Below are 15,125 nucleotides of genomic sequence, written 5' to 3'. Positions count from 1 at the left end.
ATCGCCCCCTCTTTCTCCTTACTACATATGACATGAGAGAGGGCTACAAAGTTTGCTACATCAATGCGATTCAATATATGAGAATTCATGAATAACTTATTATTGGCTCAAAAGGGATTTGACAATGCCTTTTGTCTTTACCAACAAAAAACCCGGAGATCAAAGATCTCCGGGAATATCTTGCTGACCCAAAAAATCTAGAATATCGAATCAGGTTCGTAGTAGAGTTCGGCGTTTTCAGCTGTAATAAGCTCTGCGGCGAGAATTATCTTAGAAGGAATCTGCTGCTGGTAGAATCCTTCCAGTGGATGGCCCCTCATTGCGAATACAGCCATCGAAATACCGGTAGCGATCATTGACGGCGGATATGTGACATCTGCTTTCACGAGAGGGTCATTGTCGATGATCTTCTTTATCATTTCCTTTGATCCAGCGCCACCGAGGAAGAGCTTGATATCATTTCTTCCTGACTCCCTGTAGGCTTGAAGAACTCCAACGAGAACGTCGTCATCCTGTGCCCAAACGGCGTCGATCTTTGGGTATTTCTGGAGATAGTTTTCCATGATTTCCAGTCCGCGGGCTGTATCCCAGTAAGCGGGCTGGGAATCGAGAATTCTTATGTCTGGATACTTAGCCATTACTTCATTAAATGCATCGACTCTTTCGCTGTTTATTACACACGGAATGCCTTCTAGAACCACTATATCGCCTTTGTAATCAAGAGCTTCTGCCATCCACTCGGCGGAGACCCTTCCAAGTCCCGGGTTATCGCCGGCAACGTACACGTTTTCGACAGGCTTGGTGAGACCTCTGTCGACGGAGACAATAAATACCCCGCTGTTGTACGCTTTCTCAACTATCGGCGTGAGTGGTTCGGAGTCATGAGCAAGAATTACAAGAGCATCGATGCCCTTTACCATGAGGTCTTCAACATCTCCAACCTGTTTCGCGGGTGAATCGGCAGTGACCAGGAAGAACTCAACATCGGGATCCTTTTCGTTCCAGTCCTTTATTGCCCTCTGTGCCCACCACACTATTCCACCTGTCCAGCCGTGATCTGCACTCGGGATGGCGACACCAATCTTAATCTTCTCGGCGGCCATTGCAAAAGCCGAGAGTACAAACACTACAAGGATCATGAGAACTAATGCCTTTTTCACAAAAAACACCTCCTATTTCCTTTGGCCCCAACGGGGTTATTGAGCTCTCTTTCTCTGTATCAAGACCGCGCCAATAATTACTACTCCCTTGACCGTTCCTTGCAGATACGGTGAGACTCCTAGCATGTTCAGCATGTTGTTTATTATTCCAAGAGTGATCGCTCCGATTACGGTTCCAAAAATCGAACCCGAACCACCTGTCATAGGTGTTCCACCGATTATGACCGCTGCAATGGCATCAAGTTCATAATTGAGACCGCCGTTAGTGGAACTCATAGAATTCAATCTGGCCGAGAGAAAGACAGCGGAGAATCCTACGGTTATTCCGACTGCTACGTATGACATGAATCTCGTTAGATTTACCTTTATTGCAGAATACTTTGCGACTTTCGGATTGGAGCCTACAGCACAAAGGTACCTACCATAACGTGTCTTATTGAGTATTATGGCAAAGACTACCGCAAGACTTATGAAAACGATAACCGGGTTCGGAATTCCTAGAATTCTCCCCATTCCAAGATCCGGGAAGAGCCTACTCTGCGATCTGAATACACCGGCACTTCCTATATACAACGCCATCGATCTGAATATGGCCATGGTACCTAGAGTAGCAATGAAAGGTGCTATCTTGCCAAGGGTGACCATCAATCCGTTAAGAGCTCCAAGTCCTGCACCGAAAAGCAGCCCGATGAGAAGGGCAAAGAATATGGCCCATGCTTCCCCGCCTGCACCAAACACTCCCAGAAGCCAGTTCAGTGCAAGGATAACAATTCCACCGACCAGTGCAACCATCGAGCCGACCGAAAGATCGATTCCTCCCGAAATTATAACGAAGGTCATACCTAGCGCTATGATTCCAGTATAAGAAACCTGCCTCAAAATATTTAGAAGATTCTGAGTCTGAAGAAAATACGGGCTGGCGAAAGCGGATATCACGAACAGAATCGCAAGAGCTATTAACGGACCAAACTTCTCGTATTCGAATCGTCTACGGACATTCTCTCTTGCCATCTAAGCAACCCCCTTGAGTCCAGTGGCGTGAAGCATTATCTCCTCTTCGTTGATATGTTCTCCTTCAAGGATTCCCATAATCCTCCCTTCTCTCATAACGATCACGCGATTACACATGCCCATGATTTCTTCAAGTTCAGAGGAGATCAGAATACAGGATACACCTTCCCTAACTAGCTCGTTTATGAATCTGTAGATTTCTCTCTTCGCGTTAACGTCAATTCCTCTTGTGGGTTCATCAAAGATGAATATTTCGGGCTCCGGATCGAGGGATTTGGCGAGAGACACTTTCTGCTGATTACCACCGCTGAAGAACTCCAGCCTCGTCTTCAGAGATGCTGCCCTGATGTTGAACTTGTCAACGTACTTCTTTGTCTTTTCCTTCTCCAACTTGTTGTTGATAAGTATCTTAGAGTAGGAAGGCAGTGAAATGAGGGTGGTGTTCTTTATCATGTCGAACGAAGTGAGGACTCCGCTTCCCTGGCGGTCTTCAGACAAGTAAGCTATTTTGTTCTTCACGGCATCGATAGGAGATCTAATCTCGACTGATTTTCCGTTGATGCTGATCTTGCCGGAGTCTTTCTTTCTGATACCAATGATCGTCTCGGCAAGCTCAGTCCTTCCGGCGCCCACCAGACCAGCAAAGCCGAGAATCTCACCTTTGCGAAGGTCGAAGGAAATGTCTTCCAGAAGGCCATGCAAAGATAGACCCTCAACTTCAAAGACAATCTCTTCAGAGGGGGAAACCTTCTCGGGAAAGACCTGGCTCAGTTCACGACCAACCATCCTCTTCGCCATTTCTTCTTCATCTGCCTCGTCAGTTTGGCTGATGCTAATCGTCTTTCCATCCCTCAGAACCATAACCCTATCGCAGATCTCTTTGACTTCCTTAAGTTTGTGAGATATGTAGATGATCGTGACACCGCTTTCTTTGAGATTTCTCATTAGGTCAAAGAGGGTCTCGATTTCATTTAGAGTTAAGACTGTTGTCGGTTCATCCATTATCAATAGCTTAGAATTAAAAGCAATTGCCTTTGCTATTTCAACCATCTGCTTTTGTGCTACGCTTAGCCTTTCAATCTTTTCCTCGGGATGTATTGATTTCTTGAGCTCCTCCAGAAGCGTGACAGTCCTTTTCTTCATCTCTCTCTTGTTAAGAAAGCCCTTACGAGTAATTTCGCTACCTAGAAAGATGTTTTCATAGACGTTGAGTTCGTTGATCAGATTGAATTCCTGTGGAATCATGGAGATGCCTATCGCTTTTGCATGCAAGGGGTCCTTGATATCTACTTCATTACCCTCAAAGAAGACCTTTCCCTCTGTGGGTGTGTAGATTCCACTGAGAATCTTGACAAGCGTAGACTTACCGGCGCCATTTTCTCCGATTATCCCGAAGATTTCTCCCCTGTTTATCTCGATGTCTATATTGTCGAGAACTCTAACCCCTGAGAATTCCTTTGAAATTCCTTGGGTCTTTATTAGGGCATCACCCATTAGGTCACTCCTCAACTTCTCATTGCATCGTCAAAAGCGACGTTTGAAGGCTCAAAGTCAACTTTTCTCACAAAATCGGCTGCTTCTTTCGCTCCGAACTCTCTTTCCATTCCACTGTCTTCCCATTCTACTGATAAGGGGCCGCTATAACCTATGTTATTCAGTTCTCTAATTATCTCTTCAAAATCAACGTCACCGTGACCGAGCGACCTGAAGTTCCATCCGCGTCTAGTGTCACCGAAGGTCATCATTGATCCTAGAATTCCGGCTTTGCCGTCGAGGGTCACTGCGGCGTCCTTCATGTGTACATGATAGATCCTTTCAGCGAAGTCCCTTACGAAAAGGTGGGGTTTGACTCCCTGCCAGATAAGGTGGCTTGGATCGAAATTGAACCCGAGCGTTTTTCTGTAATTGAATACTTCCAGCAACCTCTTGGCAGTGTAATAATCGAATGCAATCTCAGTGGGATGAACTTCGAGAGCGAAGGTAATTCCTTCGGCGTCAAACTTATCGAAAATCGGCGTCCAGAGATCAACTATCTCTTGATAAGCATCTTCCACCATTTTCTCCGTTGTCTGGGGGAATGAATACCAGAACTTCCATACTGGAGAACCCGTAAAGCCGGTCACTGTGTAACAGCCCATGTTCTTCGCGGCCGTTGGTGCGTACATCATTTGCTCGATGCCCCATGCTCGAATCTTTTCGGGACTTCCTCCACAGCTTGCCGGTGCGAAGCCGTCAAGTCTGACATCGTACAGATCACCTACACATTGCCCCATTAGGTGTGCTCCGATGGCCCAGCACTTCAGATTGTGTTTTTCGAGGATTCGCCTTCTTTCATCGACGTACTTTGGATCCTTCGCAGCCATTTCGAGATTCATATGATCGCCCCAACATGCTATCTCCAAACCATCATATCCCCATGAACTGGCCTTTTCACAGATTTCTTCGAAAGTGAGATCGGCCCACTGGCCTGTAAATAATGTAACTGGTCTTTTTCCCATGTCAAAACCTCCTGACTACAGATCTACCCAGACGCTTCCCTTCTCGGAGCTCTCGACTGCTTTTCCAATGAATCTAACTCCTGCCAGACCGTCCTCTACTGTGGGGAAGTCGGCGTCAGACAGATCTTCCCCATTTTTCTTTTTTATAAGAGTCGTTGCGAAATTCCTGTATATGTTCGCAAAAGCTTCGTAGTAACCTTCTGGATGTCCCGCAGGTATTCTGGAGACGTTTGCCGCAGACGGGAGCATGTAACCTCCGCCTCTAGAGAGTATCTGAACCGGCCCTCCTACATATGCTACCTTCAGGTAGTTTGGATTCTCCTGTTCCCATTCGATTGAACCTTTGCTTCCGAATATCCTTATCTTCAGGCCGTTGTCATGTCCTACTGCAACCTGTGATGCCCAGAAGACTCCTCTAGCCCCATTGTCGAACCTGACGAGAATCTCTGCGTTGTCATCCAAAGTTCTTCCGGGAACGAATGAATCAAGACTGGCACAGATGGACTTAAGCTTCAACCCCGTAATATAAGAAACAGTGTTTTCAATGTGACTGCCAATATCACCGACACAGTTCGACTTTCCCGTCTGAGAAGGATCTGTTCTCCAGGAAGCCTGCATATTACCAGTATCTTCCAACCTTGTTGCCAGCCAGTCCTGTGCATACTCGCCCATGACAACTCGGACTTCTCCAATATCGCCCCTACGTACCATTTCTCTGGCATGTTTGACCATTGCATAACCGGAATAAGCGTAGGTGACCGCAAAGAGAAGATTCTTCTCTTTCGCAAGAGCCGCCAGCTCTTTTGCTTCTGATTCATCGACAGTAAGAGGTTTCTCACAAACAACGTTAATATCTGCTTCGAGAAATTCCTTTGCGATTGGGAAGTGAGTAGCATTTGGGGTGCAGATACTCACAAAGTCTATTCCATCTTCTCTAGCAGACTCTTTGGAGGCCATTTCCTTGAAATCTTTGTAGACTCTATCGTCAGAAACACAGAGTTTCTTCGCGGTTCTAACTGTGTCGTCGTAATAGATCGAGAAACAGCCAGCAACAAGTTTTGCAAGACCGTCCATCGCTATTGCCTTTCTGTGAACGTCGCCAATGAAAGATCCCTCGCCACCGCCTACCATGCCATATCTTAACTGACCCGCGGAGGAGACTTCTTTGCCTTCAATCATATTACTCACCTCTCGTCTATATTGAATCTCACCGATGTAGTACGAAGAAAAGGGCGAATTTCCCCTATTCTCTAAAATTATAGCTAAAATGGAACTCAATTCTTGCATGATAATTTGGCAAAGTAGCGGGAGGAAAACGGAAGAATTTTGTGAGAAACAGCATTGGATTCCACTGTTTTCACTATACGGAGGATAATCATCCCAGATCGTTCCTGGAGCGCTTAGAAGAGTGTCGTAACAATAACCGATAGTTGCCTTTAATTTTTTGCCCCATAAAAATATTTAAGTGAAAAATGAAAAACGAGCGGGATGCGAACCCCGCCCTAATTGAGGTAAGTTTGAAGTCCTTTTTTGATTCTGCTCTTCATTAGAATGAATATTACGGCAGTTGTCGCGCAGATCCAAAGGATCTGGAGGGCGAAGCTGGCCCAGTTTGAACTCTGATTCAGAATATCTCTCAACGAAACGAATGACCAATAGGTCGGTGACCAGTAGAATATGATCTGTGCTCCTTCTGGAAGGATGAAAGCAAGAATTACGGGCATTAAAAGCAGCCAACCGCTGATCTTCATGTTTGCAATCCCGCTCATCTGTGATGAGGACATAACGCCGATAAGGAAACCAACTACGACTCCAATTATTGAACTAGTAATGGTTACGATAATCAACTTAAGAAGATCAATGCCGGGTATGTCGAAAATCAGAACGGCAAGCAGTGCATGGACAAGAGGGATCAGCACACCCAGAATGCTTCTACCGAAAATGAGTTCGTTCTTCTTGATTGGAGTGACCATCAGAGCCCTCATCGATCCGGATTCCTTTTCCTCGATAATATTGAATCCGATAACCATGCCGCCAAGGACAAAGGAGATGATAACTACAAAACTGAACCCGAATATCGTTATTGGAGGGACCAGTTTTCCTTGATCACTCTCTTCAATGCTAAACAGATTCCATATGTTGTATTGGACTCCGGACAGCACCAATCTTGCTGCTTCTTCTACTTCTCTTGATTCGTTTCCCTGAAGAACAAGGTTAAAGGATTCTCCGTCTCTGTAAATGCCAATAACATCCCCCGGTCCGCTCACTATCTCTCTTAATTCGAGTTCAGATTCAGCAAGTTTCACACCTCCAAATCTCTCAAGGGCTGTTGCCGTTTGCTCATAGTTTTTGAGGGTAACGAAGTTTATTGAAAAACTCTGGAGACCTGGAGTGATTACTCGGAAGAAGAAAGAGAAGATAATAGGAGTCAGAAGTATATATATTATCATCTTGTCTCTAGTGCCGTTAATGGAATCGATTCGGAGAATGTTCAGTATTCTTTTCATTCTCATCTCTTCACATCCTATACTTTTCTCAGTCTGAGTTTGTAGGTGGTTACTGCTATCAAAAAGGCAGCAACTGCTTCAATTGTCACCAGGACAACGCCGGACGTCTCAACATAACCTAGCTCGGGGAATACAGCGGCCTTCAAGGAGAAGAGAATTGGATAGGTTGGGAGGACTCTCAAGTACCAGGGAGAAAACCCATCCAGAAAATATGAAAGCATTGGCAGAGAGAAAACAACTGTGAGTGCGAGCATTGCTGCCATCGATTGTGAAAGATTCTTGTAGAAACTGGCCGCAATTAGTGAGACGGATGATGAAAGAAAACTTCCGACGGCAACAACTACAATGAGCGGAAGGAAACTCGCTTTTAGGCCTACCGTTAGAGGGGTGAGTATCAGTGTGAAGATCACTCCCAAGATTACCAGAAGAATTACCTTTGCCCCCAGATATTCCCAGATTTTTCCCGGAGTAACTGAGTACGCATGCAGAGTGCTCTGTGATTTCTCACTAAATATCATTGCGAATACCATTATCATACCCATCATTACTGCTTCAAACATGAGGAATACCGGAAGAAAGGATTTGTTCAAAGGAATCTCTGCTCTTGTCTCCTGTATCTCCTGTAGGTATTCAACGTTGCTGTCGGAAATTGAGTTGAATGACCCGGCAAGATAACTCGATACAAGGAGTTTCAAGAATTCTCTTGTCTCAGCGGTTTCGTGACCCTGGAACACGAGCTCTACTGATGGATAAGACCGGTCCCCTCCTATAACAATACCGATGCTATTGAAATTTCTGTTCATCATTTTGTCAAGTTCTTCCCGATCTTTTGCGAATGAAAGCGAAATCTCAGTGTCTTCTTCGATGAGCCCCATAGTAGTAGCCAACTCTTCCTGTTCTACCATTAGGACTAGCTGTGTGTCAGTTGAGAGATCTTCTGGAATCAAGAAAGTCATTAACAGAAAGTAGGCGACTGCCAACCCTACTGTAAGCAGAAAGAAGTGGCTTCGCCAGCCGAGTTTGATCTCTTTCAGCGTGTTAGTGAAGAGTCTCATTACTTCAACTCCTCTCCCGTAGCCTTTATAAATATCTCTTCGAGAGTGGCCTCCTTAGAGTGAATCGTCTCGATTACTTCAGAGTTGAGCAGAGAATTTAGTCTTTCTCTGTCAGCCGGATGAGTCAGCGAGATCTTTTCCTTTCTTAGTGAACCATTCGCTTTGTACTCGACTTCTACCAGACGTTTCCCGTACTTCAGTTTCAGGTTCCTTGGAGAGTCGATGAGGGAGATCTCTCCAGAAACTATAAATGCCACTCTATCACACAGTTCATCTGCTACATGCATGTTATGAGTCGTTAGGAATATCGTGGTGCCTTCCGTGTTTCTTTCTTTGATAACCTTTCTTATTGATGAGGAAGTCGAGGGATCGAGCCCCGATACGGGCTCGTCAAGGAACCAGATCTTCGGATTGTTAATGAGAGAACGGGCAAAGACAAGTCTTTGCTGCATTCCCTTCGAGTACTCCCCTGCCTTCTTTTTAGCAGCTTCTTTGAGACCGACCATTTCCAGTAAATTCATTGGATCTGCTGTGGGTACATCATAAAGGCTAGCAAAGTATTCAAGGTTTTCGAGACCCGTTAGCTTGAGATAAAGATTTGGATTTTCGAAAGATACGCCGATCCTGTTATAGAATTCTGAGGTGGTTTTTGAAACATCTACATCCATAACCCTTGCAGAGCCCTTCTGGAGGGGTAGCAGGCCGGTCAATATCTTTTGGGTTGTCGACTTTCCTGCCCCGTTAGGACCCAAGAAGCCGAAAACTTCACCTTCTTTTACTTCAAATGAAATGCCCTTTACCGCATATTCCGTATTTCTACTGTACGAATAATATAGGTTATTGACTTCAATCATAGTCTTCTCTCCTTTTCATGCCGTATTCGAGCAGCTTGATAAGTGAAAGATACTTATCTCTTGCTCGTTCTGAAAGCATTCCTTCACTGTCGGATCTGACCATTTCGCTCAGCGAGAGCATAAAGGCAGTGATGAGCTTCGCAGCCATTTCTGGATCGACCCACTCAGAGATCTCACCGGTATCTTTTCCCCGTTTAATCAAAGAACTGATCAGGTCGTTGCTTGAGGGAGAGTACTCTCCCAGGATTTTGTTCATCAATGATTTGTTTGCGACCAGATCATCGCTGATTTTTGAAAGCCGGGGATCATCTTCGGCCATCTTGATTGCGGCTCCAACCATAATTCTCAGAATTTCGAAAATGCTTGATCTCTCAAGAGAGTCTCTTATACCGGTCATCATCTGCATCTTCTTTTCGAAAACAATGTCCAGTATATACTTGAAGATATCACTCTTGTCTCTGAAGTACTGATAAAAACTACCTTTAGGAATAGAGGATTTTCTTACTATTTCATTTACCTTGGCGTTTTCAAAACCATTCTCGGCAAATTCATCTACGGCTGCTTCGATTATTCTTTCCTTCTTTTCGTCAGGCAAATTGAAAAATGTCTCTGTAGGCATCTACTCACCTCCTAATGACCAGATAGTCATATGACCGATCAGTCATATTATACATTACCAGACACACCTATCGCTAACATGACTGAACGGTCATGTTAAGTTGAGATTAAAGGAAAGGTCCAGAATCAAGCCGATTTCGCTAGATCTCATGAAGGGCCTCTTATCACACTTGGTACAGAATCTGAAGCTAACTGCACAAGATCAAAAGAAGCGAATAATCAGTTGGCTTTGCTTTGATATATTACTTATCATTCGTGATAGATGAAGAGTCACCGAAGAATAAAAAAAGAGAGCGGCATCTCGCCGCTCTCCAAGGAAATTGCAGCTTACTCAAGAACGTCAATAGTTATTAGTTTCAGTGGAATGATAACCTTTGGTTCGACGCTTGCACCGTTGATGATTCTCTGAGCCGCAATCACTGCCATTTCCATCTGCAGGTAGGGCTGCTGCTGAACTGTTGCAATCATTTCTCCAGCCTTAATTGCAGCAATTGCATCGTCAGTCGCATCGATTCCGACGATCTTGATTTCATTCAGCCTTCCTGCGGCAATCGCCGATCTTACAGCACCCAGAGCCATTTCGTCATTGTGGGCGTAAATTCCATCCAGAACAGGGTTCCCCTGTAGAATGTCGTCAGCGACTCTAGCGCCTTCTTCCCTTGAGTAATTTGCTGTCAGTGATGCGACGACTTCAATACCGGGGTACTTCTTCATCTCGTCCATGAAACCGGCTTGCCTGTCTACTGACGAGGGCGCACCGGGAATTCCCTCAAGAATCGCAACTCTGCCTTTTCCGTCAAGAGCCTCTGCCATGGCGACTGCGGCCAGCATTCCGGCTTCTTTATTATCAATATCAAGATGCTGCGCCACAACTCCTCCATTCGAAGGTCTTGTAACTGTAATTACCGGGATTCCGGCTGCATTTGCTTCAAGAACTGCCGAGACTATTGCATCTGAATCAACTGGATTGATGATAAGTACATCAACCCTTCTCGTTATTAGATCTTGAATCTGAGCAAATTGAGTTTCCGGTTTGTCCTGTGCGTCTAGAACGATCAGTTTCAACCCAAGTTCACTTGCCTTTGCCTCTCCACCCTCTTTCATGGTTACGAAAAAGGGATTCGCCAGCGTGGAAACTGAGAATCCAATGGTCTTGGCCGCAAGGCCAGTTGGTGCCAGCAATCCAACCATCAAAACTACCAAAAGCATTCGTTTCATGTTACTCCTCCTTTTTGATAGGTAATCTTAATCACTACGTTTTGCCAGTACGGCAACGAGTATTATGACTCCTTTAACGATTTGCTGGAAGAACGATGAAACTCCAACTAGATTCATTCCATTATCAATAACACCTATTACCATGGCTCCCAGGAGTGTGCCCAACACGGTTCCCACTCCTCCTGAAAGGGAGGCTCCGCCAAGTATCACCGCAGCGATGACATTCATCTCAAGCCCTTCTGCAGCGTTCGGTTGCGCCGATAGCAATCTGGAAGTTATGAGAATGCCACCAAGGGCGCTCGTGAGGCCGGAAATTGCGAAAGCAAGCACCCTGTACTTCTTGACAGGAATTGCTGATAACCTGGCAGCTTCTTTGTTAGCTCCGATCGATTTAACATATATACCATGTTTGGTTTTGTTCAGTACAAAGAAGGCAAGAGCGAAGACCCCGGCGGCAATAATCGTTGATACCGGCACTGGGCCGAGATAACCAGCGCCCATTATACCGAAATTAACCGGCAATCTAGATATTGGTTTTCCTCCCGTCCACACTAACGCTACTCCTCGCGCAATTCCCATCATTGCAAGCGTTACTATGAAGGATTGAACTCTTCCGTAGACGGTGAGAACGCCATTTGTAAGCCCTATACCGATTCCCATAGCCAATCCCGCAATCATAGCAATAAATATTGAGCCCGTAGCGGTCAGAACCGCTGCGGTTGCAACTCCTACCAATGCCGCGGAAGAACCTACAGAAAGATCTATCTCTCCAGTTAGGATGACGAAGGTCATTCCGATGGCGACTATTAGGGTTATCGACACCTGCCTGGTTACATTGAGCAGATTTCTGGAATTGAAGAAGAAGGGAGATATCACTGAGAAGACTACCATCAGGATCACAAGAATTAGAATCAGTCCCAACTCTCCTTTGAGCATCTTCAGAAATTTTGCCCAAAACGCAGATCTATCCGTTTTCTCGATATTCTTTTCCATCTGCCCTAACCTCCAAGTGCCAGTGTCAATAACTGCTCTGTTGACGATTCTTTACCGACTAACTCTCCTACTATTTCACCCTTTCTTATAACAAGTATTCGATCACAGATCGCACTCATCTCCCTGAACTCAGAAGACATTATTAGAATTCCCGTGCCACGGTCGGCAAGATAATTTATCAGAGAATAGATCTCAGTCTTTGCGCCAATATCGATTCCGCGGGTTGGTTCATCTAGAATCAGGATATCGGGTTCACCGCATAGCCACTTCCCAATAACTACTTTCTGTTGATTACCGCCGGAAAGATTTTGGACTGCCATCTTTATGTCTAGCGGACGTACTCTCAACCTTTCACATGTATCCTTTGCGAGCTGCGATTTCTTCTTGTTGGAAACTACCCCTTTGCTAATGGCAAGATCGATATTTGCAACACAGATATTGTGCTCTACGTTAAGCCTTAGAAAAAGACCTTGGCCCTTTCGATCCTCAGGGATGAAGGAAATGCCGCGTTTCTTTGCATCATCAGGCGACTTCAGACTTACGGCCATGCCTGCGATCGAAATATTACCCTGCACAGACCTGTCGGCTCCGAAGAGTCCAAGTGCTATCTCACTCTTTCCAGAGCCAATTATTCCAGTAATTCCCAGTATCTCCCCTTTTCTCAGAGAGAAGTTGATTGGAGCAAACATCTTTTCTGTTCTGAACTCTCTCACTTCAAAGAGCATCTCTTCTGATGAAGTCCCTTCTCGAACGGGGAACTCCTCTTTGAGCGTTCTTCCCAGCATTGATTTTACAAGCGTTTTCAGATCTACCGAACGAATGTCGAATGTTCCAGCGTTCTGGCCGTCTCTTAATACAGTCGCCCTATCACAAACGCGAAAAACCTCATCTAGGTGGTGAGATATGTAGATCATGTTTACTTCTTTCTTCTTCAGGTCATCCATGATTTTGAAGAGGGTGTCAATTTCCGCTCTGCTCATACCGGTTGTAGGTTCATCCAAAAGAAGAATATTCGCATTGATAGAGAGAGCTTTGATGATTTCTATTATCCTTTTCTGGCCAAGTCCCAAATCGCCCACAAAAGCACTCGGATCCACAGCAATTGCAAAGGAGGAAAGATACTTTGCCGCTTTATCCAGAAGCTCTCTCTTTTTGATGGAGCCAAAGAAAGACTTTGTTGGCTCGTGGCCAAGGAAAATGTTTTCAGCAACCGTAAGAGAGTCCACCAGACTAAGCTCCTGATATATTGCGCCGATTCCTTTGTGCCTAGCATCGACAGGGTCTTCGATCGTCACACTTTTCCCTCTCACTTGAATCGATCCGGAATCCATTTTGTGGACACCGGTAAGGATTTTGATTAACGTTGATTTTCCGGCGCCGTTCTCCCCAAGAAGCGCGTGAACTTCGCCCTCGGCAAGTTCGAAACTTACATCATTCAGTGCGTGTATACCTCCAAAAGATTTATGGATTCCTTCGAGCTTCAGCACAGTTTCAGGCACTTCTTACACCCGCTTTCCTAGCAAATCCCGTACGCTCTCTGACGAAGGGATAGAAGTCTGAGCACCGGAAATTGTTGTACTTAACGCTCCAGCTGCATTTGCCCATGCTAGAGACTGTCTCAGGCTTTCACCTTTTGAAAGGGCTGCCGCCAGCGCTCCGGAAAAAACATCTCCTGCAGCAGTAGTATCAACGCAGTTAACTTTGAAGGGATCAAGCTCTATAAAGCAGTCTTCATCGAGGCCCACGATGCCCTTTTCGCCCAGAGTAACTATCGGCAATCTGAAACCCAGCAGCCTAAGTTTCTCAAGAGCATCACGTGCCGACTCTTTATCACGTACTTCTATACCGGTGAGTATCCTCGCCTCCGTTTCGTTTGGTTTTATGAGATGAACCAAAGATGCAATGGAATCGGGAAATCCCTGTCTTGGGGCAGGCGCAGGATCGACAATGGTAAACATGCCTTTCTCGTGAGCGATTTCTATTGCCCTGTAGATAGTCTCTTCTGCTATCTCCATTGTTAGCAAAAGAATTCTTCCCGATTGGAAGAGATCCGAGTTCCTCTCTACATCAGCGGGAGAGAGTAATGCGTTGCTGCCTGGAGTGAATGAAATCGAGTTCTGGCCCTTCTTGTCAACTCGTATCATTGCTATTCCGGCTGTTCTTTCGGGATCTCTGAGAATTCTGGAAGTGTCGACTCCCTTTTCACTCATCAAATTAACCAACTCTACGCTGAATCTGTCACCGCCGAGTTTAGTGAACATCTGAACCTTGGCGCCATTCATTGCAGCCGCGACCGCCTGATTGCCACCTTTACCGCCCGGATAGGTACTGAAGTTGTCCGTAAGAACTGTCTCACCTGGCTCTGGAAGGCTGTCCATTACCATAACAAGATCCATATTCATACTTCCCATGCACAGAATCTCTCCGTTGAAGTCGAAATCAACCATCTTTAGCCTCCCTTCGAAGAGACTCGACACTTTTCATGAACTTCTTCACTCTGTCGGGATCCACAGGATTCTTCCAGTTGTTGTCTTTCTTGAAGTAACTGCCAACAATCGCTCCATCAGAAAATTTCAGCAACTCACTCGCATTATCTTCCGTTAGGCCGCTGCCGATTATTACGGGAACGCCAACGGTATCGCTGAAACTCCTTACTTTCTCAGCATCGGGTGCTTGTCCTGTTTCAAATCCAGTAACTATTAGTACTTCTGCGCCTTCAGACTCTGCATCGTGGGCCTGTTCCTCCACACTTCTGTCTGAAATGATGAAATGGCTTCCATGCTTGACATTGACGTCGCACATGAACTTGACGTCTTCTGCGCCGAGGAGTTTTCTGTATCTTGCGAGTTCTGCCCCGATACCTTCTGTCAAACCGGCGTGAGAAACATATGCATTCACCCATTCGAAGACTCTTATCCATCTGGCTCCTGCTGCAACAGCCGCTGCAAGCGAAACCTTCCCTCCATTGAGATGGCAGTTCACTCCCACTGGAATTCTGACGGCTTCCCGAACCTTCTGAGTCGCCACTGCCAGGGCTGCCGAGGTTTCATGACCGATCTTCTCACCCTTGAGATAAGGGAAGTCCCAGATATTCTCTATTTGAAGTCCATCGACGCCGCAATCCTCCATGGTTATTGCCTCTTCAACGGCGATCTTGAGTATCTCCTTCATTCCAAACCTGGCAGAATCATATCTTGGCGAACCTGGGAGG

Annotated in this window: 14 protein-coding genes; all 14 read right to left on the bottom strand. The window is 45.6% G+C overall.

The window, feature by feature from the left end:
* Window positions 1-197: 197 nt before the first annotated feature.
* The gene (locus B3N33_RS10945; RefSeq protein ID WP_099829892.1) at window positions 198-1,160 is read right to left on the bottom strand and encodes an ABC transporter substrate-binding protein; all 963 of its coding nucleotides are present in this window, start codon (window positions 1,158-1,160) and stop codon (window positions 198-200) included.
* Between the two features lie 36 nt (window positions 1,161-1,196).
* Window positions 1,197-2,171, bottom strand: a complete 975-nt coding sequence (locus B3N33_RS10940) for an ABC transporter permease (RefSeq protein WP_214078519.1) — start codon at window positions 2,169-2,171, stop codon at window positions 1,197-1,199.
* Window positions 2,172-3,665 carry a sugar ABC transporter ATP-binding protein gene (locus B3N33_RS10935; protein WP_214078520.1) on the bottom strand — a complete coding sequence of 498 codons (1,494 nt, stop codon included), beginning with the start codon at window positions 3,663-3,665 and terminating at the stop codon, window positions 2,172-2,174.
* Between the two features lie 11 nt (window positions 3,666-3,676).
* A complete protein-coding gene (locus B3N33_RS10930) occupies window positions 3,677-4,669 on the bottom strand; it encodes a sugar phosphate isomerase/epimerase family protein (RefSeq protein ID WP_103134710.1) in 993 nt (330 codons plus the stop codon).
* Window positions 4,670-4,684: 15 nt separating this feature from the next.
* Complete coding sequence (locus tag B3N33_RS10925; protein ID WP_292593366.1) at window positions 4,685-5,848, bottom strand: Gfo/Idh/MocA family protein; 1,164 nt, start codon at window positions 5,846-5,848, stop codon at window positions 4,685-4,687.
* Between the two features lie 323 nt (window positions 5,849-6,171).
* Window positions 6,172-7,182 carry an ABC transporter permease gene (locus B3N33_RS10920; protein WP_214078523.1) on the bottom strand — a complete coding sequence of 337 codons (1,011 nt, stop codon included), beginning with the start codon at window positions 7,180-7,182 and terminating at the stop codon, window positions 6,172-6,174.
* Window positions 7,183-7,193: 11 nt separating this feature from the next.
* Window positions 7,194-8,231, bottom strand: a complete 1,038-nt coding sequence (locus tag B3N33_RS10915; RefSeq protein ID WP_292593363.1) for an ABC transporter permease — start codon at window positions 8,229-8,231, stop codon at window positions 7,194-7,196.
* Window positions 8,231-9,085, bottom strand: coding sequence for an ABC transporter ATP-binding protein (locus tag B3N33_RS10910; RefSeq protein WP_214078525.1), 855 nt, complete (start codon window positions 9,083-9,085; stop codon window positions 8,231-8,233). The genes B3N33_RS10915 and B3N33_RS10910 overlap by 1 nt, the downstream gene beginning before the upstream one ends.
* Complete coding sequence (locus B3N33_RS10905; protein ID WP_214078526.1) at window positions 9,078-9,704, bottom strand: TetR/AcrR family transcriptional regulator; 627 nt, start codon at window positions 9,702-9,704, stop codon at window positions 9,078-9,080. Before B3N33_RS10905 ends, B3N33_RS10910 begins: the two co-directional genes overlap by 8 nt.
* A gap of 326 nt (window positions 9,705-10,030) precedes the next feature.
* Window positions 10,031-10,921, bottom strand: coding sequence for a substrate-binding domain-containing protein (locus B3N33_RS10900; RefSeq protein ID WP_292593360.1), 891 nt, complete (start codon window positions 10,919-10,921; stop codon window positions 10,031-10,033).
* Between the two features lie 27 nt (window positions 10,922-10,948).
* On the bottom strand, window positions 10,949-11,914 hold the full coding sequence (locus tag B3N33_RS10895; protein WP_292593358.1) for an ABC transporter permease: 966 nt from the start codon (window positions 11,912-11,914) through the stop codon (window positions 10,949-10,951).
* Window positions 11,915-11,919: 5 nt separating this feature from the next.
* The gene (locus B3N33_RS10890; RefSeq protein WP_292593356.1) at window positions 11,920-13,413 is read right to left on the bottom strand and encodes a sugar ABC transporter ATP-binding protein; all 1,494 of its coding nucleotides are present in this window, start codon (window positions 13,411-13,413) and stop codon (window positions 11,920-11,922) included.
* 3 nt (window positions 13,414-13,416) lie between these two features.
* On the bottom strand, window positions 13,417-14,361 hold the full coding sequence (gene rbsK, locus B3N33_RS10885) for a ribokinase (RefSeq protein ID WP_214061080.1): 945 nt from the start codon (window positions 14,359-14,361) through the stop codon (window positions 13,417-13,419).
* On the bottom strand, window positions 14,354-15,125 hold a 772-nt coding region (locus B3N33_RS10880), incomplete at its 5' end, for a BtpA/SgcQ family protein (RefSeq protein WP_292593354.1). The genes rbsK and B3N33_RS10880, both read right to left, overlap by 8 nt.

This window comes from Mesotoga sp. UBA5825, assembly GCF_002432955.1.
Classification (GTDB): domain Bacteria; phylum Thermotogota; class Thermotogae; order Petrotogales; family Kosmotogaceae; genus Mesotoga.
The sequence above is the reverse complement of the archived record's forward strand: the minus strand, read 5'-3'. Positions and strand labels throughout refer to the sequence as shown.